General features: G+C 70.8%; 23 protein-coding genes and 1 pseudogene. 18 read left to right on the plus strand and 6 right to left on the minus strand.

Annotated features, from left to right (window positions below; translation table 11 throughout):
* The first annotated feature begins 4 nt into the window (after nucleotides 1-4).
* The 4 genes from ABZU43_RS22710 (at nucleotide 5) to ABZU43_RS22725 (ending at nucleotide 4,410) form a co-directional block, all read left to right on the plus strand.
* The gene (locus tag ABZU43_RS22710) at nucleotides 5-682 is read left to right on the plus strand and encodes a hypothetical protein (RefSeq protein ID WP_355008475.1); all 678 of its coding nucleotides are present in this window, start codon (nucleotides 5-7) and stop codon (nucleotides 680-682) included.
* A gap of 85 nt (nucleotides 683-767) precedes the next feature.
* A complete protein-coding gene (locus ABZU43_RS22715; RefSeq protein ID WP_355008476.1) occupies nucleotides 768-1,952 on the plus strand; it encodes a glycoside hydrolase family 88 protein in 1,185 nt (394 codons plus the stop codon).
* 43 nt (nucleotides 1,953-1,995) lie between these two features.
* Entirely contained in the window at nucleotides 1,996-2,820 is an 825-nt protein-coding gene (gene iolB, locus ABZU43_RS22720) for a 5-deoxy-glucuronate isomerase (protein ID WP_355008637.1), read from the plus strand.
* 75 nt (nucleotides 2,821-2,895) lie between these two features.
* Nucleotides 2,896-4,410, plus strand: coding sequence for an RICIN domain-containing protein (locus ABZU43_RS22725; protein ID WP_355008477.1), 1,515 nt, complete (start codon nucleotides 2,896-2,898; stop codon nucleotides 4,408-4,410).
* 316 nt (nucleotides 4,411-4,726) lie between these two features.
* Here ABZU43_RS22725 and ABZU43_RS22730 read toward each other — a convergent pair whose 3' ends face one another.
* From ABZU43_RS22730 to ABZU43_RS22750, 5 genes and pseudogenes are all read right to left on the minus strand, one after another.
* Nucleotides 4,727-5,827, minus strand: coding sequence for a hypothetical protein (locus ABZU43_RS22730; protein WP_355008478.1), 1,101 nt, complete (start codon nucleotides 5,825-5,827; stop codon nucleotides 4,727-4,729).
* A gap of 677 nt (nucleotides 5,828-6,504) precedes the next feature.
* Nucleotides 6,505-8,169 carry a hypothetical protein gene (locus ABZU43_RS22735; protein WP_355008479.1) on the minus strand — a complete coding sequence of 555 codons (1,665 nt, stop codon included), beginning with the start codon at nucleotides 8,167-8,169 and terminating at the stop codon, nucleotides 6,505-6,507.
* 300 nt (nucleotides 8,170-8,469) lie between these two features.
* Complete coding sequence (locus ABZU43_RS22740) at nucleotides 8,470-9,672, minus strand: MFS transporter (protein WP_355008480.1); 1,203 nt, start codon at nucleotides 9,670-9,672, stop codon at nucleotides 8,470-8,472.
* 80 nt (nucleotides 9,673-9,752) lie between these two features.
* Nucleotides 9,753-10,382 carry a class I SAM-dependent methyltransferase gene (locus tag ABZU43_RS22745; RefSeq protein WP_355008481.1) on the minus strand — a complete coding sequence of 210 codons (630 nt, stop codon included), beginning with the start codon at nucleotides 10,380-10,382 and terminating at the stop codon, nucleotides 9,753-9,755.
* Nucleotides 10,379-11,037 (minus strand): annotated as a pseudogene (locus tag ABZU43_RS22750) (FAD-dependent oxidoreductase). The gene ABZU43_RS22745 and the pseudogene ABZU43_RS22750 overlap by 4 nt, the downstream one beginning before the upstream one ends.
* Nucleotides 11,038-11,132: 95 nt before the next feature.
* Here ABZU43_RS22750 and ABZU43_RS22755 point away from each other — a divergent pair.
* On the plus strand, nucleotides 11,133-11,729 hold the full coding sequence (locus tag ABZU43_RS22755; protein WP_355008482.1) for an XRE family transcriptional regulator: 597 nt from the start codon (nucleotides 11,133-11,135) through the stop codon (nucleotides 11,727-11,729).
* A gap of 155 nt (nucleotides 11,730-11,884) precedes the next feature.
* A complete protein-coding gene (locus ABZU43_RS22760; RefSeq protein WP_355008483.1) occupies nucleotides 11,885-12,295 on the plus strand; it encodes a hypothetical protein in 411 nt (136 codons plus the stop codon).
* 218 nt (nucleotides 12,296-12,513) lie between these two features.
* On the opposite strand, the gene ABZU43_RS22765 is transcribed toward ABZU43_RS22760, so the two are convergent.
* On the minus strand, nucleotides 12,514-13,473 hold the full coding sequence (locus ABZU43_RS22765) for an AraC family transcriptional regulator (protein WP_355008484.1): 960 nt from the start codon (nucleotides 13,471-13,473) through the stop codon (nucleotides 12,514-12,516).
* Between the two features lie 103 nt (nucleotides 13,474-13,576).
* On the opposite strand from ABZU43_RS22765, the gene ABZU43_RS22770 reads away from it, so the two are divergent.
* From ABZU43_RS22770 to ABZU43_RS22825, 12 genes are all read left to right on the plus strand, one after another.
* Nucleotides 13,577-14,434, plus strand: coding sequence for an NmrA family transcriptional regulator (locus tag ABZU43_RS22770; RefSeq protein WP_355008485.1), 858 nt, complete (start codon nucleotides 13,577-13,579; stop codon nucleotides 14,432-14,434).
* On the plus strand, nucleotides 14,431-14,934 hold the full coding sequence (locus tag ABZU43_RS22775; protein ID WP_355008486.1) for an anthrone oxygenase family protein: 504 nt from the start codon (nucleotides 14,431-14,433) through the stop codon (nucleotides 14,932-14,934). The genes ABZU43_RS22770 and ABZU43_RS22775 overlap by 4 nt, the downstream gene beginning before the upstream one ends.
* A 286-nt stretch (nucleotides 14,935-15,220) precedes the next feature.
* Nucleotides 15,221-16,246, plus strand: coding sequence for an iron-containing redox enzyme family protein (locus tag ABZU43_RS22780; protein WP_355008487.1), 1,026 nt, complete (start codon nucleotides 15,221-15,223; stop codon nucleotides 16,244-16,246).
* 81 nt (nucleotides 16,247-16,327) lie between these two features.
* On the plus strand, nucleotides 16,328-17,293 hold the full coding sequence (locus tag ABZU43_RS22785) for an EamA family transporter (protein WP_355008488.1): 966 nt from the start codon (nucleotides 16,328-16,330) through the stop codon (nucleotides 17,291-17,293).
* Nucleotides 17,294-17,365: 72 nt separating this feature from the next.
* A complete protein-coding gene (locus ABZU43_RS22790; RefSeq protein ID WP_355008489.1) occupies nucleotides 17,366-17,629 on the plus strand; it encodes an acyl carrier protein in 264 nt (87 codons plus the stop codon).
* Complete coding sequence (locus tag ABZU43_RS22795) at nucleotides 17,626-19,245, plus strand: amino acid adenylation domain-containing protein (RefSeq protein WP_355008490.1); 1,620 nt, start codon at nucleotides 17,626-17,628, stop codon at nucleotides 19,243-19,245. The genes ABZU43_RS22790 and ABZU43_RS22795 overlap by 4 nt, the downstream gene beginning before the upstream one ends.
* A complete protein-coding gene (locus ABZU43_RS22800) occupies nucleotides 19,242-20,426 on the plus strand; it encodes an acyl-CoA dehydrogenase family protein (protein ID WP_355008491.1) in 1,185 nt (394 codons plus the stop codon). Before ABZU43_RS22795 ends, ABZU43_RS22800 begins: the two co-directional genes overlap by 4 nt.
* Entirely contained in the window at nucleotides 20,423-21,583 is a 1,161-nt protein-coding gene (locus ABZU43_RS22805) for an acyl-CoA dehydrogenase (protein WP_355008492.1), read from the plus strand. Before ABZU43_RS22800 ends, ABZU43_RS22805 begins: the two co-directional genes overlap by 4 nt.
* A gap of 4 nt (nucleotides 21,584-21,587) precedes the next feature.
* The gene (locus tag ABZU43_RS22810; RefSeq protein ID WP_355008493.1) at nucleotides 21,588-22,406 is read left to right on the plus strand and encodes a class I SAM-dependent methyltransferase; all 819 of its coding nucleotides are present in this window, start codon (nucleotides 21,588-21,590) and stop codon (nucleotides 22,404-22,406) included.
* On the plus strand, nucleotides 22,403-23,602 hold the full coding sequence (locus tag ABZU43_RS22815; protein WP_355008494.1) for a cytochrome P450: 1,200 nt from the start codon (nucleotides 22,403-22,405) through the stop codon (nucleotides 23,600-23,602). The genes ABZU43_RS22810 and ABZU43_RS22815 overlap by 4 nt, the downstream gene beginning before the upstream one ends.
* A complete protein-coding gene (locus ABZU43_RS22820; RefSeq protein ID WP_355008495.1) occupies nucleotides 23,599-24,711 on the plus strand; it encodes a hypothetical protein in 1,113 nt (370 codons plus the stop codon). The genes ABZU43_RS22815 and ABZU43_RS22820 overlap by 4 nt, the downstream gene beginning before the upstream one ends.
* Nucleotides 24,708-25,439: an alpha/beta fold hydrolase gene (locus tag ABZU43_RS22825; protein WP_355008496.1), complete on the plus strand. Its 732-nt coding sequence runs from the start codon at nucleotides 24,708-24,710 to the stop codon at nucleotides 25,437-25,439. The genes ABZU43_RS22820 and ABZU43_RS22825 overlap by 4 nt, the downstream gene beginning before the upstream one ends.
* The last annotated feature ends 3 nt before the right edge of the window (nucleotides 25,440-25,442 follow it).

The following is a 25,442-nucleotide window of genomic DNA, read 5'->3' on the forward strand; positions in this document are numbered from 1 at the left end:
GCCCATGCGTTCGCGCCACCACACCATCACCGCCGTCTTCGACGGGATCCACGTCGCGCTCGTCAGCAACCTCCTGCTGGTGCTCGGTTGCCTGCCCCTGGTGACGCTCGCGTTCACCACCGACGCGGCGCGGTCCTGGCCCCTGTACGCGCTGACCGCCCCGCTCTGTGCGCCGGGGCTCTGTGCGGCCTTCGCGGTCATGTCCGCCTACTCGGCCGGCGACACCGGCGGCGTGCTGCGCACCTACGGCCGCGCCTGGCGAGCCACCGCCCGGCCGGCGATGCTCTGGACGGCGGCGGCCATGACTGCCCTGGTGGTGCTCGCCGTCGACGCCCGCGCCGCGTGGGGCCACCGGGTCGGAGCACTCGCCCTGCCGGTGCTGGCGACCCTGATCGTCCTCACCGTCGCGACCGCGCTGCTCGGGTTGGTGACCGTCGCCGAGCGACCCGACGCGCCGCTGCGCGAGGTGGCCCGCACCTGCGTGTATCTGGCGGTACGCCGGTGGTACCTCACCGCCGCGTCGCTGCTCGTGCTCACGCTGCTCGCCCAGCTTCTGGCGGCCCGCCCCGCGATCGCGCTCGGCCTCGCCGCCGCGCCGCTGCTCTATGTCGTGTGGGCCAACAGCCGATTCACCCTGCGCGCCGTTCTCGACCCACCGACGGCCGCACCCCGGCCGATCTGACCACCACGTTCCGGCCACCGAGCCGGGGGCGCCGATGACACGCCTGCCCGGCACCGGACCGGACCCACGAGGGAGAACAGCATCCATGACGGCGACCGACGTCCGTTCCAGTCCCGACGCAGAGGCCACGGCGGCCGCGGTGGCCGCCGCGATACGTACCGTCGACGCGAACATCGTCGCCTTCGGCGACGGGTACCCCGGGGACACCACCGACGCCAACCGCTACCTGCTCCGGCCACCGAGTGCTGGCCAACCCGAGGGCGCCAACGTCGGCTGGACCACCAGCTTCTGGCCCGGCCAGCTCTGGCTGGCCCACGACCTGACCGGGGACGACCGCCACCTGCGGGCCGCACTGTCGCACGTGGACAGCTTCGCGGATCGGGTGGCCCACGGCATCGACCTGGACACCCACGACCTCGGGTTCCTCTACACGCTCTCCTGCGTCACCCCGGCCCGCCGGACCGGCGACCCGCGGGCCCGGGGCGCGGCTCTCGCCGCCGCCGACCACCTGATGACGCGCGTCCTTGAACCCGCCGGAATCATCCAGGCCTGGGGCGACCTGAACGACCCCCGCCAACGGGGCCGCACCATCATCGACAGCCTGATGAACACGCCGCTGCTCTTCTGGGCCAGCCAGACCACCGGCGACGACCGCTACGCCGCCGCGGCCCGCCGGCACACCGCGCAACTGCGCCAGCACATCCTGCGTCCGGACGGCACCACCTTCCACACCTTCTACTGGGACCCGGACAGCGGGGTGCCACTGCGGGGCGAGACCGAGCAGGGCCACGCGGACCACTCCTGCTGGGCCCGAGGGCAGGCCTGGGGCATCTACGGGTTCAGCCTCAACCACCGGCACATCGGCGATCCCGCGCTGCTCGCCGCCGCGATGACCTGCGCCGACCGTTTCCTCGCCCACCTGCCCGACGACCACGTCGCCTACTGGGACCTGGAGTTCGGCGACGGCAGCGGCCAGGAGCGGGACAGCTCGGCCGCGGCCATCGCCGTCTGCGGCCTGCTCGAACTCGCCGACAACCTCACCGACCCGGCCCGCGCCGGCCGGTACCGGACAGCCGCCACCGAGATCCTGCGTTCGCTCATCGAGCACTACTCCACCGGCGGCCATCCGGTCTCGAACGCGCTGATCCTGCACGGCGTCTACGACAAACCCAAGGACGTCGGCGTCGACGAGGGAACCCTGTGGGGCGACTACTTCTACCTGGAAGCCCTCACCCGCGCCACCATTCCGGGCTGGGTCAGCCCCTGGTGACCCCGCGACCCACCCGCTCCGCCCCACATCCCGAAAGGTGACCATGGACTACCGCTACCACTGCACCATTCCCGCCGCTGACGGCCGGAACACGCTGCCCGTCAATCCCTGCCGGCTGCTCGACTTCAGCCTGCTGCGGCTGTCGGCCGGCGAGTCCTGGACCGGCGAGTCCGGGGACCGGGAGATCCTTGCCGTCATCCTCGGTGGAACGGCCAACTTCACCGTCGCCGGCCGCGACTTCCCGCAGGTCGGCCAACGTCCGGACGTCTTCTCCGGCAAGCCGCACTCCGTCTACCTCCCGGCCGGCTCATCGGTGACCGTCGAAGCCGTCACCGCCGTGGAGATCGCCCTACCGAGCGCGCCCAGTGAGCTGGCCACCGACCCCTATGTCATCGCGCCGGAGCAGGTCGCGGGCGGCCGTTGGGGGGCGGCCAACTTCGGCCGTACCTACCACCAGATCCTCACCGAGATCTCCCAGCCGGAGCTGCCCGCCCGCCGGCTCATCGTCGGCGAGACCTACACGCCCTCGGGTAACTGGAGCACCTACCCGCCACACCGGCACAAGGTCGACGACCTGCCCGCCGAGGCCGCACACGAGGAGATGTACTACTACCGGGTCAGCCCGGCGAACGGTTTCGGCATCAGCCGGGTCTACACCGACGACGGGTACGAAGAGAACGTCACCATCCGTGACCACGTGATGCAGATGATGCCCGAGGGGTACCACACCGTCGTCAGCGCACCCGGCTACACCACCTACTTCCTGTGGTTCCTGGCCGGCACACAACGCACCCAGGGCGCACGCGAGGACACCGACCTGGCCTGGGTGGGCCAGACCGTACCAACCCTGCGGGGCCTGGGCCTGTAGTGACGTCGATGCGAGACGCCACCTTCCGCGTTACCAGCTGAACCCCGACTGTGACCCACACCGATTGGACATGTCATGACACAGAGGAAGTCGTTCCATGGACACGTATTGCCGAGCGCCCGGTTGCGCCGTCTGCTGATCGCGCTGGTGAGCGCGGTGACGGCGATGGTTGGCATCGTCGTCGTCGTGTCGTCGCCGGCCACTGCCGCGACCAGTCAGTTCCGCGGCATGAACTGGGCCGTGTTGGGTGACAACTTCAAGACCGGCCCCCTCGTCGTGCAGGGCCTGAGCGCGTCCGACAGCAACGCGACGGTGCGGGCCAAGGCCAACGCCCTGTACGACGACATGGCGTCGACCATGGGGGTCAACACGGTCCGACTGCCCATCAACACCCATACGGTGGGGACGGCCTGGTGGGAGGCGTACCGAGGCGCCATCGACGCGGCCACCGCCCGCGGGTTCAAGGTCATCCTGGCCTACTGGGAGGACGGTGCCGCCTCGGGTGGCAGGATCACGAACCTGGCCGCGTGGAACGCGATGTGGTCCACCGTGACGAACACCTACGGCACGAACACCAACGTGTACTTCGAGCCGATGAACGAGCCGCACGGCTACAGCTCGGCGCAGTGGCGCGACGTCGCCGCGAACTGGCTGACCTACCACTACTCGGCGGTGCCCAGCCGGGTGCTGATCGGCGGCACCGGCTTCAGTCAGGACCTGCGCGACATCTGCAACGACAGCCGTTTCAACTCGACACTGCTGTCGTTCCACTACTACGCCTTCTTCTACGGGGCGATGACCTACGACGCGTTCCGCAGCCACATCCAGGCCCGCCTCGGCACCTGCGCCTCCCGCGCGGTGGCGACCGAGTTCGGCGCTCCCATGAACGACGGCCGTAACTACGCCGACGCGGGCAGCACCGACAACTTCGTGCGCTACATCCGCGCCATGGCCCAGGTCATGCGTGACAACCAGATGGGTGGCGCCTACTGGCCCGCCCTGGGTGGTAAGACCGGCACCATCGGCTACGACTGGTACTCGATGTTCGCGCTGAGCGGCAGCGGCACCGACCTCAACCTGACGGTCGGCAACACCTCCGGGGCGGACCGCATCCGGTACGCGTGGGGCGACACCGTCGGCGATGGCCCGACGACGCCTCCGCCATCGACGGGGACGTTCTACCGGATCGATGCGCGGCACAGTGGCAAGGCCATGGACGTCCAGCAGCCGAACACCGCCAACGGCGCTCGCGTCGGCCAGTACACCTACGGCGGTGGCGCGTGGCAGCAGTGGCAGTTCCAGGACGCCGGCAGCGGCTACTGGCGCATCGTCAGCCGGCACAGCGGAAAGTGCCTCGACGTGGTGAGCGCGTCGACCGCCGACGGCGCCGAGCTCGTCCAGTACACCTGCGGCACCGGGGCCAACCAGCAGTTCCAGATGCTCACCAACGGCGCCTACTTCCAGCTCCGGGCACGACACAGCAACAAATGCGTCGACGTGCCGGCCGCGGCGACCGCCGACGGAGTGGTTCTCAAGCAGTATTCGTGCAACACCGGCACCAACCAGCAGTGGTCCCGCACCACCGTCTGACGGTCGTCCCGACGTAACGACCGACCAACGGCGACCTTCCCGAGCCGGACAACGACAGGTTGCATGTCGGCAACCCGTCGTTGTCCGGGCCGCGCGGGGCGGCTCCGTAGCATCGCGACTACGGATCGATGTCCGGTGAGTCGCTGGAGATTGATGCCCCTGCCGCCCGGCCCAGCATGATCAGGCAGCGCTCGAAGCAGATACCCATCAGCGACCAGCCAGCCATCGGCCCACGCCCAGTTTGGAGTGCGGAAACAGCGAAGGAGCTGATTCGCCTGTACAACGTGCCTGGCTGCTTCCGGACCTTTCTGTCCGGCTACCGGCCCTGACCATGGTCACCGCCGCTGCCGCAGTGGGCGCAGCGTTCCCGTGTGCGGTAGTGGTAGGCGGCGGCTGAGACCAGGACGAGGGCGCCCCACAGCAGCAGCGAGACCGCAGGCAGATGGGAGAGCCAGTTCGTTCGTACCGTGGTCCCGGTGTAGTAGACCGGCTCGCCGGCGGCGAACCGGACCAGATCGGGGACGAGCAGGGTGCAGAAGCCGAAGAGAGCGGCGCCGCACACGGTCGCCAACGCCACCGGAAACCAGTGGGGCACCGGCTGACCGGCCAGGCTCACCACCCAGCGCGGCCACACCTGGCTCCACGGCCGGGTGAGCCCGAAACAGAGGACGCCGCCCCCGAGCGCCATGCCGGCCAGGATCAGCTCAAGCAGCATGGTGCCGTTGCCCGGGTTGGCTTCGTTGATCGTGTCGAGGAACTCCTCGGTGGTGCCCACCGGGATGCCGGCTGCCCAACACAGCCGGACGGTCGCGTAGCCGAGCGGCGCGAGGAACGCCGCGATTGAGGCGACCTGGCCGACCACGGCCCATCGTTGGCGCGACCACTCGGCGCCGCCGTCCCGGCCACAGTTCTCGCAGCCGCCACGGGTGGCCCGGCCGTAGGCCAGGGCGGCCGCGGCGAGGGCGTATCCGGTGTACGCGAGCAGCACCAGATGGACGGTCGGCCAGTCCAGCCGTTCCAGGTTGAGCAGATTGAGGCCGGGGATGGCGTCCAGCGCCTGCGTTCCCGGCAGCACCAGCACCAGGAAGGCCGCCGCCAGCCAGCCGACGCCCAGCAGCACCGGACGCACCCACCCGGCGACCCGCCGGCGCATGAGCAGCAGCGCGGCGACCAGCACGACGCAAAACCCCAGCGTCACGCCCTCGACCAGGGCCGGTGGCAGGTCGGCCAGCCAGTGGTCGGGAAAGGTGTTGTCCGGGTTGGCCGGGCGGGCGAAGACGTACGGTCCGCCGGCGAACCAACCGGCCGAGGCGAGGCCGTACGCCGTCAACACGACGGCGGCGACGGTCCCGGACCACCGCGGCCAGCCGGCCCACCAGTGCCGTACCCGTCGAGCGATAGCCGGCATATCAGTCACCGCTTCTCATTCGTCGTCAGATCGAAGGGCCGAACCGAATGTCCGCTTTCCGGAACGCATGCACCTCCCACGGCGATGGGAACCGCCTCCCTCCAGCAGGGGACTGCCGAGCTACCGGCCCTGGGAGATCCCCGCGTGAGGGAGGCAGGGCAAAGCTGCGGAGCGGCTTGTCGTGCGGGTTTGGGCGATCTGCTCCGGGCTCTCGGCAACAGCCGGCACCATAGTGTTGATCGCGCGGACAGTCCGTCTCCGTCACGGCGAGCATGGGCGCCACCGTGCCCGAGCTTCGCCATGCTGCGATCCTGGTTGCTGCGCTCTCGTCGGTTCTTTCGTTGACGTGCGCGACGCCTACCGTCGCCCCCCACTGCTATGACAACGGCAGCCGCCAGCGCCACCCCTGTGATGACTGGCGGATCTCTGCCGGCAAACGGATCTGGAGCCGCTGGCGGCCCTTGCGCCGACCGTGCAAAGCCGAGGAAGCCCAGATTTGCTGGCGACAGACGAACGTTTCGTCGCTCGTCGAGGGGCTTGCGCCGGGAAACCGGCCGGCGTGGTGGTCGGGATGGCAGCAGCGGTGTGACCTTGGCCCAGAGTGCGTCCGGGACGATCCAGGGTGGCTGCTCACCCTCCTCACGTTCAGACAGAACGATCCTCGTATCCCGAGGACACGCCCAACATCACTTCGTGTTGGTGTCGATGGTGTAAACCACGTCCGACCCGACGTCGTGGCGGGTGATGCCGGGTACGTCGGGGATGTTGAGCAGTGGTTCGTATGGGGTGCCTTGGACCCGGTTGCGCAGCAGGACGACGCTGCGGATGCCGAGCTGGTGCAACCGATCCAAGGCCTGCTGGCTGGGGAAGGTCGTCATAACGTCGCGGATCGACTGACGGTTGGGTGTGGTGTAGCTGGCCGCACCGTTGACCACGGCGGGAAAACCGTCGGTCGACCAGAGTAGGACGTGGAGGTCGATGCCGTCGTCGGACGGCAATACCATGATCGGAGCGTGCGCGGAGGCTAGCGCCATCGCGGCCGGTTTGGCTGGGGTTTGGGGGTGCTGCAGGTCAGGCAGGCCCTCAGCTAGCACGAGGACCAGCAGCGGAACGGTCAGTAGCCGTGCCTCTTCCACCGACCATTTCGGCTTGGCACCCCTGCGAGCCACCTCGGCTAGTTGGGTAACCAGGCCGGCCGCGAGAATGGCCAGGCAGATAGTGGGCCACAAGATCAACCGTCCTGGTGTACGGGATCCATCGAACCCGGGCACGTAAAGATAGAGCAGACGGTAGATCGGCCCGTTCGTGCCTAGCGCGAACAACACTCCGACGACCGCCCCAAACAGCAGCAGAAGTCGTTGCACCGGTGACCAGCGGGATAGGAACAGGCCGGCGAAGGCCAGTAGATACAGTGCATACCCGCATAGCAGCACTTTCTCAGTGGGTGCGCCACCAAGAGCGATGCGGGCGTCGTTGTGTAGGGTGCCCCAGGGCAGCGAGGACTGCGGAGCCACGAGAAGTCCGCGCAGTGTCGGGGAGAAGAATGCGACGTAGTCCCAGTCCCGGGTGACATGTGGGTTGAGCTCGCGCACGTGTTGGTACGCGTACGCGAAGTATCCGGTCACCGCGGTGAAGACCAACCCGCCGATCAGATCACTGACGATCAGCCGGCGGCTAAGGCGTGGGCGGTGGATCAGCCAGGCTGTCAGTGTGATCAGGCAGAGGACGGCGAGGACGTATACGAATCCAAGCCCCACGCCGAAGCCAAGGCTGACCTGCCAGGCCGCGACCAGCCAGCCAGCGAACGCCCAGCCCGGTCGGACTCGTTCGGCAAGGTAGCCGCGGGTGAACGAAAGTCCGTGGCCGCGCGCCAGCATCGCCAGGGCCAGCGTGATGCCACCGGTGGAGAGAATATTCAAATGGCCGTCGTGGCCGTAGCGCCAGGGCGCGTAGGCGAGGGCGGCCCCGGCTACCGCGGCGGCGACCTTATTCGCGCCAAGCTGGCGCAGGAGCGCGTAGCCGCCGAGGAAGGCGAGCGCGAAAGCCAGCACGAACAGGATGTTGTAGCGCAGCACGGCGCCGACTACACCGCTGCCTATCAGCCCTGCCGGGGCATAGCCGAGCAGGCTGTCGTTCAGGGCCAGGCCGTACTTGTCGGGATAGAAGGCGTTGGTATCCCACAGGCCACGCAGACCGTGGGTGAGAGCGTGGCCACCCCATCCCACCAGCCATGCTTGGGCCGTCGGGTCACCCGCGTCACCGACGATGGTGTGGGCCGGGTTGGCGATCGGCACAGTCTTGGCGCCGGAAGTCATCACGCGAACCGCGTACGGCGGAATCAGCCAGATCATCGCGACAGCGAGGAGCACCGAACCGAGGCCCGCGATGCTCAGTTCCCGCCGATGGGCCCCACGTTTCAGCCAATCCCTGGTGCCTGAACTGGCACGCGCGAGTCGGCCATTTTGTCCAAGCTCGCTGAGAGTGACGGCTGATGGTTGGCCTCCTACCGGTGGCTCTACCTGCGTCATCACATTGACCCTCACTGTTGGACCGCCGAAGTAAATCATGAGCAGGGCGGCGCATAGAGTCAAGACCTCGATCAATGCCGACCCAGGTAGCCGGACCTTAGGCTGTTTATCAAAGGCGTCATGTCACGCAGGAGTCGCGAGCGGTGCAGCAGCGCATCTTGCCGCTGTCGAAACAGGACACACGCCAGGGTTGCTGCAGGCCCTCGCCCGGGTTCCGGACCCACGGGACGCCGGCGGCCGGATCCATCCGCTGCCGGGACTGCTCGCGATCGCGATCGCGGCGGTGGTTCGGGGATCGTGCACTTCTACGGCACCCACTCCGTCGACATCGACGGCCAGCTCGCCCAGCTCGACACCGACGGCTACCGGCCGCTGCGACTGGCCCCCGGCCAGCGACCAGCCGAGAACGGCCTGGAAGTAGGGGAACAGCACGACAAAGATTCCGGCTTGGACGCCGAACAGTGCCAGCAGTGCCAGCGAGCCGCTGGCGAGGCGCCGGTCACGGAACAGGCGCACGTCGAGCAGGGGCGCCGCCCGGCGTAGTTCCCAGGCCACGAACCCGATGGCGGCGACGACGCCGACGAGCAGGCTGGCCACGGTGACGGGCGAGGTCCAGCCGTGGACCGGGCCTTCGTGCAGGACGTAGATGAGCGCGACCACGGCGATCACCGACGTCAAGGACCCGACCATGTCGAAGCTGTGCTGCGACGTCTCGCGGGAATTCGGGACGGCTTGCAGGGCCGTGACGGTGGCCGCGGCCACGAGCACGACCGGTAGCAGGAACAGCCACCGCCAGTTCGCCCAGTCGACGAGGACCGCGGACAGGTACATGCCGAGAATGCCGCCGCCGCCGGCGACGCCGGTCCACACACCGATGACTTTGGAGCGTTCCTCGTCGGGGAACGTCGAGGTGATGACGGCCAGGGTGACCGGCATGATCATGGCGGCGCCGACGCCGGCGAACAGCCGGGCGGCGATCATCATCTCGGATGAGGTGGCCAGGCCCGCCGCCGCGCTGGCGACGCCGAACAGGGCGAGGCCGGCGAGCAGGATCGGTTTGCGGCCCACCCGGTCGCCGAGGGCGCCGAGCGGGAGCAGCAGCGCGGCCAGGCTGAGGGTGTAGATGTTGATCATCCACAGGACGGTGCTCTGCGAGGCGTCGAACGCGACGGCGACCTGCGGCTGGGCGACATTGAGCCCGGAGACCGAGGCGATGACCGCCATCAGGGCGATACACACCGCGATCAGGATCGCGCGACGCTGGCGCGGGTCGCGAATCGTCGCGTCGGGGACGCTCTCGCCTGGCGAACTGTCGAGGGCAGGCATGCGCGGGGTTCCATCCACAAGGGCGCGATGGGGTACGGCGCCGGGGTGGACCTCGGTCCCGGCGTCGCAGAGAAAGTGGTTCAGGGGCGGCGGGTGGCGCGCACGACGACGTCGTGCAGCGAGACCGCATGGCCGCCGAGCCCGGTCGCCGGGCGCCGGTGCTCCTCGGCGGTGACGATCTCCCAGTCGGCCGCATTCAGGACGGCGGTGATGTCGGCGAGGGTGACCGTCGCCTCGGCGGGATGCTGATGCCCGTGCCCGTGGCCGGTGTGCAGGTGCCCGACGATCAGCAGGGTGCCGCCGGGCGCCACCCAGTCGGAGATGCGCTGGTAGAAGGCCAGTTGGGGCATCGCGGGGTGCGCGTAGTGGGTGGTGACCAGGTCGAAGCGCATGCCCGGTTCCCAGGCGGTCAGGTCCGCCTCCACCCACCGGATGGACTCCGTCTGCCCGCTGGCGGTGGCGCGGTCGGCGGCGCGGGCGAGGGCGTCGGCGGAGATGTCGGCGGCGGTGAGCTGCCAGCCGTGAGAGGCGAGCCAGATCGCCTCGGCGCCGGCGCCGCACCCGGCGTCCAGGGCGGTGCCCGGTGCCAGGCCGGCGGTCTCCTGGGCGAGGTAGGGGTTGGGTGGGTTGCCGGCCATGGAGCCGGGCTTGTCGCCGTGGGTCTGCTGCCAGTGCTGTTGCCAGTAGTCCTTGTCGAAGCTGTGCGTCATCGGAGGTTCTCCTCGTTCGTCAGCCGGGCGACCGCCCGGTCGGTGTCCTCGGCGACGAGGTCGGCGTTGAGATGGGCTGCGGCGCGGGCGCCGCCCGCGGCGGCCGCACCGACCTGGGCGGACAGATCGGTGGAGTTACCGGCCGCCCATACCCCGGGCACCGAGGTCCGGCCGGTCTCATCAGCGGCGATGAAGGAACCCACCGGGTGCTGCGTCGCGGTGATACCGATGCCGGCGAACGCCTCTGCTCGGGCGACCATCCGCGGCGCCACCGCCACGGTCTCGACCGGTATGACCTTGTCGTCGTCAAGACGGACCCCGGTCAGCCGGTCGTCGACGATCTCCAGCCCGGCGACGCCGCCAGCGATCACCGGGATGCCGAGCGCGTCGAGTTTCGCCCGGTCCTGATCGCTGAGTTCCTGGTCGCCGGTGAAGTACCGCACGTCATCGCTCCGCGCCTGAGGAGCTCCAGCGGGCTCAGTCCGTCGAGGGCCAGCAGGCTGTGCACGGCCTGCGTAGGCGCGTTGCGCGGTGCGCCGGCGTCCAGGACCGTCACTCGCCGCCGCGAACGCGCCAGGATCAGCGCCGCGCTCAACCCGGCCGCGCCGCCGCCGACCACGACCACGTCCCTCACGATCTCTGCCTGCTCCACCATCTGCCCTGCTCCCTTCACCACCTTCGCCGGTGACTTGATCCTGAGCCTCCCGGCGAATATGTGCAAAGATCTTTGCCGAATGGCAAAATGGGGTTGTGGACGACAATCTGGACCGCACCCTCGACGCGGTCGGCCCGCGGCTGAGGCAGCTGCGGCAGCGCCGCAACATCACCCTCACCGACCTGGCCGAGGAGACCGGCATCTCCGTCAGCACGCTGTCGCGGCTCGAAGCGGGCCTGCGGCGTCCGACGCTCGAACAGCTGCTCCCGCTCGCCCGCGCCCACAGCGTCACCATCGACGAACTCGTCGACGCGCCGCTGACCGGTGATCCCCGGATCAACTTGCGCCCCATCGCCGCTGGCGACGGATCCACCATCCTGCCCCTGACCCGCAGGCCGGGAGGCATCCAGGCCTACAAGTTCGTCCTGCCCGCCGGCGACGACAACCGCGTACCCGACCTGCGCACCCATGAGGGCTACGACTGGGTCTACGTCCTCAACGGCACCTTGCGCCTGGTCCTCGGCGACGACAACCTCATCCTGCAACCCGGAGAAGCCGCCGAGTTCGACACCCGCACCCCCCACTGGTTCGGCGCCACCAGCGCCGGGCCTGTCGAGTTCCTCAGCCTCATCGGCAGACAAGGCGAACGCGCACACCTACGCGCCACACCACAATCAGGCACGTCCCAATGAGCAGCAGAACTGCCTCCCCACTCACGCCAGGCTCCGGCAGGCGGCACACCCTGCTCTCACGTAAACCCCCTGGCGCGCTGGGCGCTGCTGGTTGACGGCGTCCGTGATTGCGTCGAACTCTGTGGATGTCGCCAGACGGCGGAGGAGGGTTAGTCATGCGTATCTGCGTCGCCTGCCGAGTGGACCAGCGCACCGTTGTTCGTATCGGCAGTTGGGGCGTGCCGCACGGTACTCCGGGGCACCAGGTCAACTACCGCTGGACCAGCCTGTCTGCCTGTCCCTTGTGCGAGGCCGGGCTTCTCGTGTACTTCGATCATGACTGCTTCCACCAACCTTGGGAGGAGCCGTGGGACATGGACTGGTCGTGGCCGATCGCCGTTGACGGAGTTCAGTTGCTGAACGCTGCCCTTGCCCGATGTCCGGATCCGCTGCATCCGTCGTGCGAGTGCCCCGTGCACCGGTCGTTGCGCCACGGCATCGAGAGCGCATCGTCTCGTGAGGTTTCACTGACGGTTGCGCTGACCGAGGAAGGGCTGCCACAGATTCGGTCGACAGCCATGCCGTGAGGCGGGCGCAACACGGTGGTAGGGCTAGGCGATGTTTCGGATACAACCACTGGCTGATGAACTCCGACTTGACGACGGACTCGTCGACCGCAGATCTCCGCTTGAGTGCCTTGGCGTGGTGGGCACTCGCGGCGTCGCCGGTCCACTTGGGCAGGTTCTCGTTCGCTGAGTCGGTGGTGGCGGACGATGAGGAACGGATGCCGCCAGCCTCGGCACATTCATCCCACTGGAGTGACGTCAGGCGACCCGATGGCCTGCCGGTGTTCGGCCGGGCTGAGACCGCGTACCCGTTTGAAGGCCGCGCTGAGTGCGAATGAGCTGCCGTAGCCGACCTGGCGGGCCACCGCGCCGACGGTGGCGTCCGGTTCGCGCAGCAGATCGGCGGCCAGCGCGAGCCGCCAGTTGGTGAGGTACGCCATCGGAGGCTCGCCGACCAGTTCGGTGAACCGGCGGGCCAGCACCGCCCGCGAGATACCGGTGCCGGCCGCGAGGGTGGCCACCGTCCAGGGCTTTGCCGGGTGGTCATGCAGCAGTCGCAACGCCCTGCCGACCACCGGATCGCCGTGCGCCCGGTACCAGGAGGGCGCCGCCGCCTCGGGCCGGGAGAACCAGGCCCGAAGTACGGCGATGAGCAGTAGGTCGAGCAGCCGGTCCAGGACCACATCCTGCCCGGGCTCGTCCTTGGTCATCTCGTCGCCGAGCAAGGGGATGAGCGGGCTGTCCAGTGCTCCGGCCGGCAGCACCAGGAGATGGGGCAGGACCCTCAGCAGCCGTTGGCTGACCTCGCCCTGCAACTGGTACGTGCCACTGAGCAGCACCGCCATCCCGTCAGCGCGTTCGCCCCAGGTCCGGACACCCAGGTCCATCACTTCGCACAACTCGTCCCCGGTGGGCGTGGTGCTGTGCTCGCCGGGATGGATCACTGCCTGCGGCGCCGTGGCTGGGTCGTCGGCGATCGTGTATAGCTCAGGGCCACGGATGATCGCCACATCGCCCGGGCGTAGCGGCACGGGGGCACCCTGATCCGGCACCACCCACGCCGTGCCGCGCAGCATGGTGACCAGGGTGAGGGGCGCACGATCCTGGATCCGTACCGACCAGGGCGGGTCGAACACCGACCGCATCAGGAACGCACCGCGCGCCCTCGGCCCGTCCAGCAGCCCCGCGAGCGCATCCATGCGCTCAGGTTAGCCCTGTGAGGTGGGCGGTCGAGACGTCGGGACATGCGATCGAGAGTCTCGCCCATTCCCGGTGCGCTCACCCTCGACTTGACTGGTTGCCATGACGAAGACCGTTGATGAGCAGCCAATCCTCGTACTGGGCGGCACCGGCAAGACGGGCCGCCGGGTGGTGGACCGGCTCACCCGACTCGACCGGCCGGTACGGGTCGGCTCCCGCTCCGGCGAGCCGCCGTTCGACTGGACCGACCAGCGCACCTGGGCGCCCGTACTGGACGGGGTTTCGTCGGTCTACCTGGTGTACTACCCGGACCTGGTCGCGCCGGACGCCCTCGCGACGATCCGTTCGTTCACGGAACAGGCGGTGTCCGGCGGGATCGAACGGTTGGTTCTGCTTTCCGGCCGGGGCGAGGAGGAGGCCACACTCAGCGAGCGGGTGGTCCAGGACTCCGGAGTGGCCTGGACGATCGTGCGGGCGAGCTGGTTCAGTCAGAACTTCAGCGAGGACTTCCTGACCGACTCGATACGCGGCGGCGAGGTCGTCCTCCCGGCCGGGAACGTGCCGGAGCCGTTCGTCGACGCCCTCGACATCGCCGACATCGTGGTCGCTGCGCTGACCGACGACGGGCACGCGGGGCAGCTCTACGAGGTGACCGGGCCGCGACTTCTCACCTTCGCCGAGGCGACCTCGGAGATCGGCAACGCGCTCGGGCGGGAGATCCGCTACCGATCGGTTTCGCCAGAGGAGTACGCCGCCGTGATGGCCGGGTACGACGTGCCGGCGGAGCTCACGGCGGTGCTGATCGAGCTGTTCGGCAAGGTGTTGGACGGCCGCAACGCACAGCTCGCTGATGGTGTGCAACGGGCGCTGGGCCGCAGGCCGCGCGACTTCGCCGACTATGCCCGGGACGCCGCCGCCGCTGGTGCATGGGACACGTCACCCGGTGGAGACTGGGCATGAACGCCACCCTGGCTGCCTGGTCGGCGGCGGTGACCCTGGTGGTGACGGGTGCGATCACCGGTGTCTACTACGCCTTCTCGGTGGCGGTGATGCCCGGTCTGAACGCCGCCGACGCTGGCACCGCGATCCGGGCCATGACGAGCATCAACCAGAGGATCCAGAATCCACTGTTCTTCGTCACGTTCTTCGGCCCGCTCGTCGCCGCCACGGTGACCGGCGTGTTCCTGTTGATCCTCGGGAAACGGTCAGCGGGTGTGCTGTTCCTGGTGGCCGCCGGGGTGTACCTGGTGGGCGCCTTCATCCCGACGGTGGTCGTCAACGTGCCGATGAACGAGAAGCTCGACGCCGCAGGCGTGCCAACCGATCCTGCGGAGGCGGTACGGGTGTGGGCTTCCTACTCGTCCGCCTGGACGCGGTGGAACTCGGTACGCGCCGGTGCCAGCCTGATCAGCCTGCTGCTGGCTGGTCTCGGGGTCTACTTCTCGAACACGTCCCGATGACGTCGCCGCCCGGTGCGGGCAGGGGTGGCCAGTTCCGGGCGGCCGGGGGGAACGCGGCACGGGGTGTGCCCAGCAGATCGTCATAGCAATAACGAGGTTCCCGCACCCAGGTGCAGCGGGTCGACCGCGCCGTCGCACGTCACCTGCGCGGCGTCTACCGCAGGGGGCTGACCGCCCACGCGGCGCGTCGCGTGCCCTCCGACCTGCGAATACAGAAAAATCAGCGAAGCCGTGCAGACGGCGGGGGAATGCTTCGGGTTATACCGACTGCAAGGAGCGCACCCGGATGCCCGCCACGCTGAGCACCACTCCTACGGCGTTCGTCACCGATCTGGTGAGTCGCTTCGCTCTGTCCGAGGAAGACTTCGACCGTTCGTACGCCGAGCAGGACACCTACGCCGAACTGCTCGAGAACGTCACCCGGCTGGGTACCGCGGCGTCCGCCGGGGACGCCGACGCCCAGTTCGCGCAGCAGTACCTGCTGGCGAAGATCTACGGTCTGCACACCCAGTTGGGGGCGGAATCGACAGCCGAGGCGTCCACCGTCCTGCACGCGGTGACGCGGCAACTGGAGCGGGACACCGCGCGGGACGAGGACAGCTGGATCGACGAGAGCATCTACGCCTCGATCCCGGACGACCCGGAACGGTTCGTGCCGTGGCTCAAGAACATGACGCGGGAGCACCGGGTGTTCAAGCACCCCTATTACCACTCCTTCCTGCGCGAGCGGGCCACCCCGGAGGACTTCCGCAGCTTCGTGTTGCAGGAGTCGTCGGTGGACGCCCGGTTCGACGACCTGCTGGCGATGATGCAGGTCGGGTCGGACGGTGAGACCAAGATGGAGATCGCCAAGAACTTCTGGGACGAGATGGGCAACGGCGACCCCGCGATGGTCCACACCACGCTGTTCGGCCGGATCATCGCCCACTTCGGCATCACCGACGACGAGCTGAAGGAGAGCCTGTCGACGGAGGCGCTGCTCGGCGGGAACCTACCGGTGCTGATCTGCCGGTACCGGAACCTGTTCGGCGAGGCAGTCGGCCACCTCGCCGTTGCGGAGTGGCTGGCGCCGGACCGGTTCTCCCAGGTGCTGCACGGCTGGGAGCGCCTCGGGCTCCCCGCCGACGGCATCACGTACCACCGGCTGCACATCGGCATCGACGCCCACCACGCGAGCGCGTGGTTCGCCCACGTCGTCAAGCCGATGGCGGCCGAGCCGCAGACCCGCCGGGCCATGGCACGCGGTGCGCTGTGGAGGCTGAACTCCTCCTGCCGGTACCTCGACCGCATCCTCGCCCAGAACCCGGCCTAGCGCGTGCGTCGACGCCCCTGGCCGGACCGCCGCCCGGACTCCGCCTCGACGCGACCGAGGACGTCGACACCCACCCTGACGATGGACCGGCCGACTGCCGACCGGTGGCGCATCGCCGCGGCGCTGCTCGCGGTGTGGCTGCTCTGGGGTTCGACCTTCCTCGGTATCCGAGTGGTCGTCCAGGAGGTGCCGCCCCTGTTCGCTGCCGGGGTCCGCTTCTCCGTGGCGGGGGCGCTGCTGCTCGGCGGGCTGTGCTGGCACTGGCGCCGGCGCGGCCAGCCGGGACTGGCGGTGCGGTTGCGGGGGCACACCGGGCGGCTGACCCTGCTCGGGCTCATGCACTTCCTCGGCGCGAACGGGCTGGTCAGTGTCGCCTCGGAGGATCTGCCGTCGGCGGCGGCGGGCACCTACTTCGCCACCGTACCCATCTGGGTGCTGGTGATGGGGGGCCGGCCGCGAGGGCGGGACCTGGGCGCGGCCACGGTCGGACTTGCCGGTGTGGCGATCCTTCTCGGTTTCCAGCCGGGCCCGCTGCTGCCCTCGCTGCTCGTGCTGGCCGCGGCGTTGACGTGGGCCGTGGCGGGGCGGATCGCCGCCGCCTCGGCGGGGCGCGGCACCCCCGGCGACATCGTGCCGGGCGCCGCCCTGTCCAGCGCGGTGCAGATGCTCGGCGGCGGCCTGGCGCTGCTGGTCGTCTCCGGGCTGACCGGAGAGTGGGGCCGGCTGGACGTCGGCCACCTGCACCCCACCGTCTGGTTGGCGCAGCTGCACCTCGTGCTGCTCGGGTCGCTGGTGGGCTTCCTCGCGTACACGTGGCTCGTCACCCGGGTGGACCAGCGGCTGGCCAGTACCTACTCGTACGTCAACCCGCTCGTGGCGGTGGCGCTGGGAGCGCTGGTCCTCGGTGAGGACCTGACCTCGGCCACCGTGGTGGGCACCGCCTGCCTGGTGGCGGCGGTGGCCTGGACGGTGCGGTCCGCCGCCCGGCCGGCCGCCCCGCGCACCTTCGATGTCCCGACCGCACCGGCCGTCCCGGCCAGCCGGTAACCGCACCCGCCGCACCGGTACGGCCGCGCCCGGTCGTACCCGTGTCACCCGAGACCGTTCAGGAGTCAGCCGATGACCCGTCCCACCGCCGAGAGCGTCCGTGACCGCCTCGCCGACACCCTCGCCACCATCAAGAAGCGCGACGTCTCGGCCGAGCTGGCCGCCGACGACAACTTCATGCGCGCGCTCAACCTGGACTCACTCGACGCTGTGGAGCTCACCGTCCGGCTCGGCAGCGAGTACGGCATCGAGTTCGGGGAGGAGATCGAGGACCTCGACGCGTTGGAGAGCCTGTCGACGTTGGTCGCCCTCGTCGAGCGGCGTGCGACCCGATGACCATGCTCGTCGAGCCCTCGACGCCGCAGGCCGGCGCACCGACGCCGGTCGGCTGGTCCCTCATGGCGGCGCTCGCCGCGCACGCCGCCACCGGGCCGGACCTGCCCGCGCTCACCGGACCGGACGCGACACTCACCCGCGCCGAGCTGTGGCAGCGGGTGCTGCGGGTCGCCGCGGGTCTGCGCAGCCGTGGGGTGCGCCGCGGTGACCTGGTCGCCGTCCACGGCGAGAAGACCGCCGCCACGGTGACGGCGCTGCTGGGTGCGGTCGCCGCCGGCGCCGCCTACCTGCCGATCGACCCCTCGGCGCCCGCGGACCGGCGACGCGCGCTGCTGCTGGACTGCGGCAGCCCACGCCTGCTGGCCCGCCGCGCGGCGGTGGCCCGGCTGGTCGACCAGGCGCTGCCCGTGCCGGTGGTGGCGGTGGAGGAACTCGGCACCGAGGCGGACGCGCGCCTCGACGACCTGCCGGTGGCCACCGCGCCGGATGACGGGGTGTATGTGCTGTACACCTCCGGCAGCACCGGACAACCGAAGGGCGTCCGGATCCCGCACAGCGCGCTCGAGGCGTTCTTCGCCGCGGTCGACCCGGTGCTCGGCATCACCGATCGGGCACGCTGCCTGAACACGACAGCCCTGCACTTCGACGGTTCGGTGGCGGACCTGCTCTTGCCGCTGCTCAAGGGGGCGCACGTGCGGCTCGGCCCGGCGTTCGTCGTGCCGGCTCGGGTGCTGGACCTCATCGAACGCGACCGGATCACCCACTTCACCGCGGTGGTCTCCACGTTGACGCTGCTGGCCCGGACGGAGCCCGGGTTGTCCGGGCGTGACCTGAGCGCGCTGCGCCGGATCCTCACCGGCGCGGAGGTGCTGAACCCGGCCACCGTCCAGGACTGGCTGCACGCGGCCCCGAATCTCGTGGTGGTCAACGGCTACGGGCCGACCGAGGCGACGTGCGGGGTGACCTTCCACCCGATCGCCGAGCGGGAACCGGGCCGCACCGAGGCGTACCCCATCGGGCCGCCGCTGCCGGGGGTGACGATCCGTTTCCGGGACGCCGACGGCCGGCTCACCACGGACGGCCCGGGTGAGATCGCCATCGCCGGGGCGCAGCTGATGAGCGGGTACCTGGACCGCCCGACGGAGGAGGCGGCGGTCTTCCTCGACCACGAGGGGACGCGCTTCTACCTCACCGGCGACATCGGGGAACGCGGCGCGGACGGGGCGCTGCGCTTCGCGGGCAGGCGCGACGACGAGGTGAAGATCAAGGGCTACCGGATCAACCTCAACGAGGTGCGCCGCGCCGTGGAGACGCACCCGGCCGTCGGCAGCGCGTTCGTGGCGGCCGTCCCGGATCCGCGCGACGGGCTGTCGCTGGCGTGCGCCGTGGTGCTGCGCGCCCCCGCAACCGTCGACCAGCCGGATCCCGACCCGGCCGCCGCCCTGCTGCCACTGCCCGGGGACACGGTGGAGGCCCTGCTCAGGCACGTGGGCAACCTCCTGCCCCGATACATGGTGCCGCGGGAGCTGTACCGGCTGCCGTCCGTGCCGGTGCTGTCCACCGGCAAACCGGACCGCGCCCGCATCGCCGCGCTGCTGCTCGACGAGGCACCGTGAAAACCGCGGCCCTCACTGTCGCGGCCCGCACCGGCTGGTTCACGCCCGCCGAGGACGAGCTGCGGGCCCGCCTCACCGAGCACCTCGCGGCCACCGTCGCACCCATGGTCGACGCGTGGGAGCGGCACGGCGCGGTCCCCCTGCGCGAGGTTCTGACCGGCTTGGCCGCGCGAGGCTGGCTCGGCATGCGGTTCGCCGTCGACCAGGGCGGCGCCGGCGGCACCGCCTGGGAGCACGTGGTCCTCGCCGAATGCCTCGGCGCGCTGTTGTTCGACAGCGTGGGCATGGGGGTGACGGTCCACAACGACATGGTCGCGCCCATGCTGGCCGATGCCGGCGGGCCGGAGGCCGTCGAGCGTTTCCTGCGCCCGGCCCTGGTGGGGCGCTGCCTGCTCGGGCACGCGGTCTCCGAGCCGGGCGCCGGCGCCGACGTGGCCGCCGTCGCCACCACGGCCACCCCCGAGCCGGGCGGGTACCGGCTGACCGGCGCCAAGCGGTGGGTCGTGGCCGGGCTCACCGCGGACGCCTTCGCGGTGCTGGCCCGGCTGCCCGAGGCTCGTGGAACCTTCGGTCACGTCCTGTTGATGGTGCCGGCCGACGCCCCGGGCGTGAGCAGGGAACCGGCGGACGCCACGCTCGGGCTGCGGACCGCCGGCGTCGCCGGGCAGCTCCGCTTCGACGGCGTGTTCGTGCCCGACGGGCACCGCCTCGGCGGGCACGGTCTCGGACTGGTCACCCAGCTGCGCCAGTTCGAACCGGAGCGCATCCTGTCCGCCTGCCGCGCGATCGCCATGGCGGACACCCTGCTGCTGCGGACCGCCGAGCGGCTGCGGGAGCGGCGGACCTTCGGCGTACCGATCGCCGACCGTCAGCAGCCCGCCGCGCAGCTGGCACGCCTGCGCGCCGAGGTGGAGGCGGTGCGCCAGCTCGCGTACACCGGCATCGACCGGTGGGTGACCGGCGGTGCGGTGAACACCCTGTCCGCAGCGGTCAAGCTGCGCTCCAGCCGTCTCACCCGTGAGGTAGCCCGCGCCTGCCTGCACCTGCACGGCGCCGAGGGGCAGCTCAGCACCCACCCGGTCAACCGCGCGTTCCGCGACACCCGGCTGTTGTCCATCTCCACCGGATCGGACGAGATGATGCTCACCGCCCTCGCCCGCCTGCGCGGGTGGCCCCAGTGACCGCCGCGTCGGTGCTCGCCTCGACGGTCGGGTCGCGTTGTCCGCAGGGTGCCGCCGACGTCGAATTCGCGACGCGGCTCGACGCCTTCACCGACCGGCACCGCGACGGCCTGCTCGCTGCGGGCGTCTGGGAGTCGGCCGGCCCGCCCGTACGGGAGCTGCTGCGCGCCGTCGGCGAGGCCGGTCTGCTGCGCGACGCGTGGGCCGACCGTGGCGGCGACCGCGCCGCAGCCCTGTGGCGTGCCGCCGCGTTGCACCGCGCGTTCGCCCGGGTCGCTAACGGCGCGCCGGGCGCGGCGCTGCTCACCCACCTGGAGGTGGCGACACGCCTGCTCGGCGTCCTGCCGACGACACCGGTGGGGCTGGTGACGGACGCCCTGGCCGGCTCGGCGACCAGTGCGCTGGCCGCCACCGAACCGGACGGCGGCAGCGACCTGACTGCCCTGAAGACCACTGTGGGCGCCGGGGCGGCCGGTGGGTTGACCGTGACCGGAATGAAGTGGTTCATCAGCAACGCCCCGTACGCCGACCACCTGCTCGTACTGGCCGACGACAGCGACGGGCGCACCGGTCGGCGCGGGCCGGCGCTCCTGCTGGTGCCCGCCGGGCCGCGCGTCGGGGTGACCACCCTGGACGGCCTGGGACACACCGGCCTGACCGGTGCGGTGGTGCTCGACGCGGCCCCGGTAGCCGCCGTGCTCGCCGTCGGCGGGCACGGACTGCTGGTGCTGATGCGCCACTGGATCCACGAACGCGTGATGCTCGCCGTCCGGATGGCCGAGCTGGCCGAGTCGGTCCTGGACCACGCGGTCGCCGACGCCGGCCGGCGGATCACCTTCGGGGTTCCGCTGATCACCAACCAGCACGTCCGATTCACGCTCGCCCGGCTCGACGCCGCAGTTCAGGAGGTGCAGGCGATGGCCGGGCAGAGCCTTCGGCTGCTCGCCGCGGGCGCCTGCCCGGGCGGCTGGGCGGCCGCCGGCAAACACCGGGCCGCCGCGGTGCTGGCCGAGGTTGCCGACGAGGCGCTGCAACTCTCCGGTGCTGACGGCTACCGGCGCGGCCATCCGGCGGAACGGGCCCTGCGTGACGCGACCGGCCTGGCGCTCGCCGGCGGCACCACAGAACTCATGCTCCAACAGATTGATCGAGGGTGACACGATGACACAGCACTCCGTCCACCAGTCCCGGCCCGACCCCGGGTGGGACGCCGACCGCTACGACCGCCAGTTCGGCTACGTGTCCGCGCTGGCCGGCGGTGTCGTCGAGCTGCTCGCCCCGGTGCCCGGCGAGACAGTCCTCGACCTGGGGTGCGGCACCGGTGAGCTGGCCGCCACGATCGCGGCGAGCGGGGCGCGGGTGATCGCGGTCGACGGCGACCCCGCCATGGTCGCCTCGGCCACCGCCCGCCTGGGATCGGACGTGCTGCTCGCGGACGGCCACGACTTCCAGATCGACGAGCAGGTCGACGCGGTGTTCTCCAACGCCGCGCTGCACTGGATGACCCGTCCGGCGGAGGTCGTCGTCGCCGTCCGTCGCGCGCTGCGCCCGGGTGGGCGTTTCGTCGCCGAACTCGGCGGTGCCCACAACGTGGCCGGGATCCTCGCCGCCGTCCGCGCCGCGCTGGCCGAGCAGGGTCTGACCGAGGGCGCGCGGATGCCCTGGTACTTCCCGAGCCCCGGGGAGTACGCCACCCTGCTGGAGGCGCACGGCTTCCAGGTGCTGCGGATGGACTACTTCGCCCGGCCCACCGAGTTGACCGACTGCCCGGGTGGCGTCGCCGACTGGGTCGCCATGTTCGGCGCGGCCCTGATCGGCCATGTGCCGCCGGAGCGGCGCGACGCCGTCCTGGCGCGGATCAACGAGCTGGCCGCGCCGACGTTGCTGCGCGACGGCCGCTGGTACGCCGACTACCACCGGCTGCGCTTCGCCGCCGTGTGGGAGCCGGCCGGAGCGCCGGACGCGGCGGTGATGCGGTGACCGCGCCCGCGCGCAACGGCGCCGACCGCGACTTCGGGACGCCCGCGTTCCAGCTCGACCCCTATCCCGTGTACGCGGCGCTGCGGGCGCAGGGCCAGCTCGTCCACTCGACGTCGCGCCGCACCTGGTTCGCCACGGACCACGCCGCCGCCGGGGCGGTGCTGCGGGACCGGCGCTCCAGTGTGGAGAGCCCGTTCCGGGCGACCCGGGTGCTGTTCGGTCGCACCGTGACCGACGTCGAGGGGGAGGAGCACGTCCGGCTGCGGGCGTTGACCAACCGGAGCTTCTCCGCGTCGGCCATCCCCGGGTACCTCGACGAACTCGTCCCGGCGGCGGTGGGCGGCGTGCTCGACGACCTCGACGCGGCGGCCGGTGATGGCCCGGCCAACTACGTGACGGGCTTCGCGAACGCCGTACCGATCCGGGTGATGTCGCGCATCATCGGCCTGCGACCGGCGGACGTGCCGCAGTTCCAGACCTGCAGCGACGCGGTGATCGCCTTCATCGACTCGGCCGATCCGGTGCGCCGACGGGCCGCCGTCGCGGCGTGGGCACGCATGAGCGCCCTGTTGCACAGCCGGGTCGCCGAGCTGCGACCCGCACCGGACGACAGCGTCATCGGGCAGCTGCTGTCCTCCGCCGCGGAGGGCGCCGACGTCGACGACGACGAGATCGTCCGCCAGGTCGGGCTGCTCATCCCCGCCGCCATCGACACGAGCAACCGGCTGATCGCGAACGTCCTGCACACCCTGTGCTCGCGCCCGGAGCTGATGGCGCAGGTCGCCGCGGACGGCAACCTCGTCGAGGCGGTGGTGGACGAGACCCTGCGGTACGAGGCGCCGATCCACAGCACCATCCGGATCTGGGGTGGCGGGGAGCTTCTCGGCCAGGACATCCCGAAGGGTTCGTTGCTGACCGTCCTGCTCGGCTCGGCCAACCGTGACCCGGCGGTGTTCCCGGACCCGGACACGTTCGACCCGGGCCGGCCGGGACACCAGCGCCTGCTCTCCTTCGGCGCCGGGCGTCACCAGTGCATGGGCCGCCGGATGGCCCTGGCAGAGGTGACCACCGCGCTGCGCCTGCTGCTCGAACGCCGGCCCGGCCTGCGCTTCGCCGACGTCACGCCGAGCCCCGTGCAGGGGCTCAGCTTCCGCTCACCCGCCACCCTCCGCCTCGCCTTCGGGAGACGCCCGTGACCACCACCGTCGACGGTCCCAGGACCGGCAGCCCGACGAGCGACGCCGTCACAGTGGCCTTCGTGCCCGAGCCCGAGCCCGTCGCCGTCGCACACCCGACCCGCGACGTCCCCGGGGTGACCGCCCACCATTCGGAGGTCACCGGCCGGCACTGGAACGCCGTGGAGAGCGTCTACTACGACTGCCACATCGTCAGCCTGACCCAGCTTCTGCCGCCTCGCCTGCTCGCGGCGTTCCTCCTGGTCGCCGGCGCCCCGACGCTGCGCGCCGAGTGGGGTGGCCTGTCCTGCCGGAACCTGCTCGACGGCGAGGCAGCCCGCGACGCCCTGCTGCTGGGGGAGTGGGGCGTGGAAAAGCACCACCTGCCCGTCGACGGTGACATCGAGGCGACGTTGCGCGGCGCCGTGCGCGACCACGGGCACTGCGTCGCCCGCGTCGACAGCTACTACCACGAGCACTTCGACGAGTACTACCTGCGCGAGCACCGCACCAACGGGCACAAGGTGACGGTCGTCGACTTCGACGAGCACTCGTACCTCGGCATCGACAACGTCGGCGTCCGTACCCTGGTGCTGCGCTTCGATCGGGCCCTGTTCGTCGAGGCGATCCGCTCCAACCTGTTCCACGTCTACGACAAGCACGACTCGCTCTACCGGCTGCACCTCGGCGAGCGGACCCAGACCGCCCTGGCCGACGGGACGGTTCACCGCCGTGAACGCGCCGCCGTCGACGCCCTCCTCGCCGACCGGCGGACGCTGCCTGCGCAGCTGTCCCGGTACCGCGACGCGTTCGTGCCAGCGCTCACCGCACCCGGCCAGCGCCGGCACGCGCAACTGACCAACACGTACCACTCGGCGCTGATGATCGAGCGGGCGTACCTGGCGGTGGCGGAGGCGTACCGGCGAACCGGCGAACCGTGGACGGGGCTGGCCGGTGACGGCGAGCCGTTCATCGAAGGGCTCGCCGCCGCCACGAAGAGTTGGCGCGCGCTGAAGATGCTGTGCCGCACGGCGCTCAGCGGGGGGACCGTGGCCGACCGTACCCTGGTCGCCGCCTTCGACCGGATGTACGCCGCCGAGCTCGCCGTCCCGGCGACCGCGACACCGTGACCGTCGCGGCGAGCCGGCTGTTCCTGCTGCCCCCCGCGGGTGGCTCGGCCGGCGTCTTCCGCGGTTGGGACGACCGACTCGGTGAGCTGCTGGGCGACGCCCTGTCGGTCGTCGCACCGGAGCTGCCGGGCCGCGGCGCGCGGATCGCCGAGCGGCCGCCGCCCGAGGTCGACGGCTACGTGCGGGACCTGGACCAGCGGTACGCGCCCGCCCCCGGCGAACGCTGGGCCGTCGTCGGCCACAGCTTCGGCGCCCTGCTCGCCGCGTCCTGGGCGGCGGTCGCCCACCAGGCGGGCAGGGGCCCCGCCCTGGTGGTGGTCAGCGGCGCCGCAGCGCCGTGGCGGCACAGCACGGCAGCCCTCCTCGACGGCACCGACGACGAGATCTGGGACCGGGTGGGTGCCCTCGGCGGTCTGCCGGCGCAGATCCGGGCGACGCCGCTGGGCCGGCGGCTGGTCGAGCGGGCCCTCGTCGGCGACGTGCGGGCATCGGCCCGCTACCGGCCGGCCGGGCCGGCGCCGGTCGGCTGCCCCGTCCTGGCGGTTCGCGGCGCCGACGACCCGCTCCTCAACGACGAGCTGACGACCGCCTGGTCGGCCCTCACGACCGCCGCATTCACCTTCCGGGTCCTGCCCGGAGGCCACTTCTACCGCTCCGGCATGGAGGACCTGGTGCCGTTGCTCGCGGACGTCCTGTCCGCACCGACCCTGCCGGCTACTGCCGAATGAAGG

The organism is Micromonospora sp. NPDC005205 (assembly GCF_040608275.1).
Lineage (GTDB): Bacteria > Actinomycetota > Actinomycetes > Mycobacteriales > Micromonosporaceae > Micromonospora.

What these genes read in the sequence shown, in the direction of transcription:
- ABZU43_RS22710 (WP_355008475.1), top strand. Translation starts at nt 5, where the DNA reads ATGCGTTCGCGCCACCACACCATCACCGCCGTCTTCGACGGGATCCAC.
- ABZU43_RS22715 (WP_355008476.1), top strand. Translation starts at nt 768, where the DNA reads ATGACGGCGACCGACGTCCGTTCCAGTCCCGACGCAGAGGCCACGGCG.
- iolB (WP_355008637.1), top strand. Translation starts at nt 1,996, where the DNA reads ATGGACTACCGCTACCACTGCACCATTCCCGCCGCTGACGGCCGGAAC.
- ABZU43_RS22725 (WP_355008477.1), top strand. Translation starts at nt 2,896, where the DNA reads ATGACACAGAGGAAGTCGTTCCATGGACACGTATTGCCGAGCGCCCGG.
- ABZU43_RS22735 (WP_355008479.1), bottom strand. Translation starts at nt 8,169, where the DNA reads ATGATCTGGCTGATTCCGCCGTACGCGGTTCGCGTGATGACTTCCGGC.
- ABZU43_RS22740 (WP_355008480.1), bottom strand. Translation starts at nt 9,672, where the DNA reads ATGCCTGCCCTCGACAGTTCGCCAGGCGAGAGCGTCCCCGACGCGACG.
- ABZU43_RS22745 (WP_355008481.1), bottom strand. Translation starts at nt 10,382, where the DNA reads ATGACGCACAGCTTCGACAAGGACTACTGGCAACAGCACTGGCAGCAG.
- ABZU43_RS22760 (WP_355008483.1), top strand. Translation starts at nt 11,885, where the DNA reads ATGCGTATCTGCGTCGCCTGCCGAGTGGACCAGCGCACCGTTGTTCGT.
- ABZU43_RS22765 (WP_355008484.1), bottom strand. Translation starts at nt 13,473, where the DNA reads ATGGATGCGCTCGCGGGGCTGCTGGACGGGCCGAGGGCGCGCGGTGCG.
- ABZU43_RS22770 (WP_355008485.1), top strand. Translation starts at nt 13,577, where the DNA reads ATGACGAAGACCGTTGATGAGCAGCCAATCCTCGTACTGGGCGGCACC.
- ABZU43_RS22775 (WP_355008486.1), top strand. Translation starts at nt 14,431, where the DNA reads ATGAACGCCACCCTGGCTGCCTGGTCGGCGGCGGTGACCCTGGTGGTG.
- ABZU43_RS22780 (WP_355008487.1), top strand. Translation starts at nt 15,221, where the DNA reads ATGCCCGCCACGCTGAGCACCACTCCTACGGCGTTCGTCACCGATCTG.
- ABZU43_RS22785 (WP_355008488.1), top strand. Translation starts at nt 16,328, where the DNA reads ATGGACCGGCCGACTGCCGACCGGTGGCGCATCGCCGCGGCGCTGCTC.
- ABZU43_RS22790 (WP_355008489.1), top strand. Translation starts at nt 17,366, where the DNA reads ATGACCCGTCCCACCGCCGAGAGCGTCCGTGACCGCCTCGCCGACACC.
- ABZU43_RS22795 (WP_355008490.1), top strand. Translation starts at nt 17,626, where the DNA reads ATGACCATGCTCGTCGAGCCCTCGACGCCGCAGGCCGGCGCACCGACG.
- ABZU43_RS22810 (WP_355008493.1), top strand. Translation starts at nt 21,588, where the DNA reads ATGACACAGCACTCCGTCCACCAGTCCCGGCCCGACCCCGGGTGGGAC.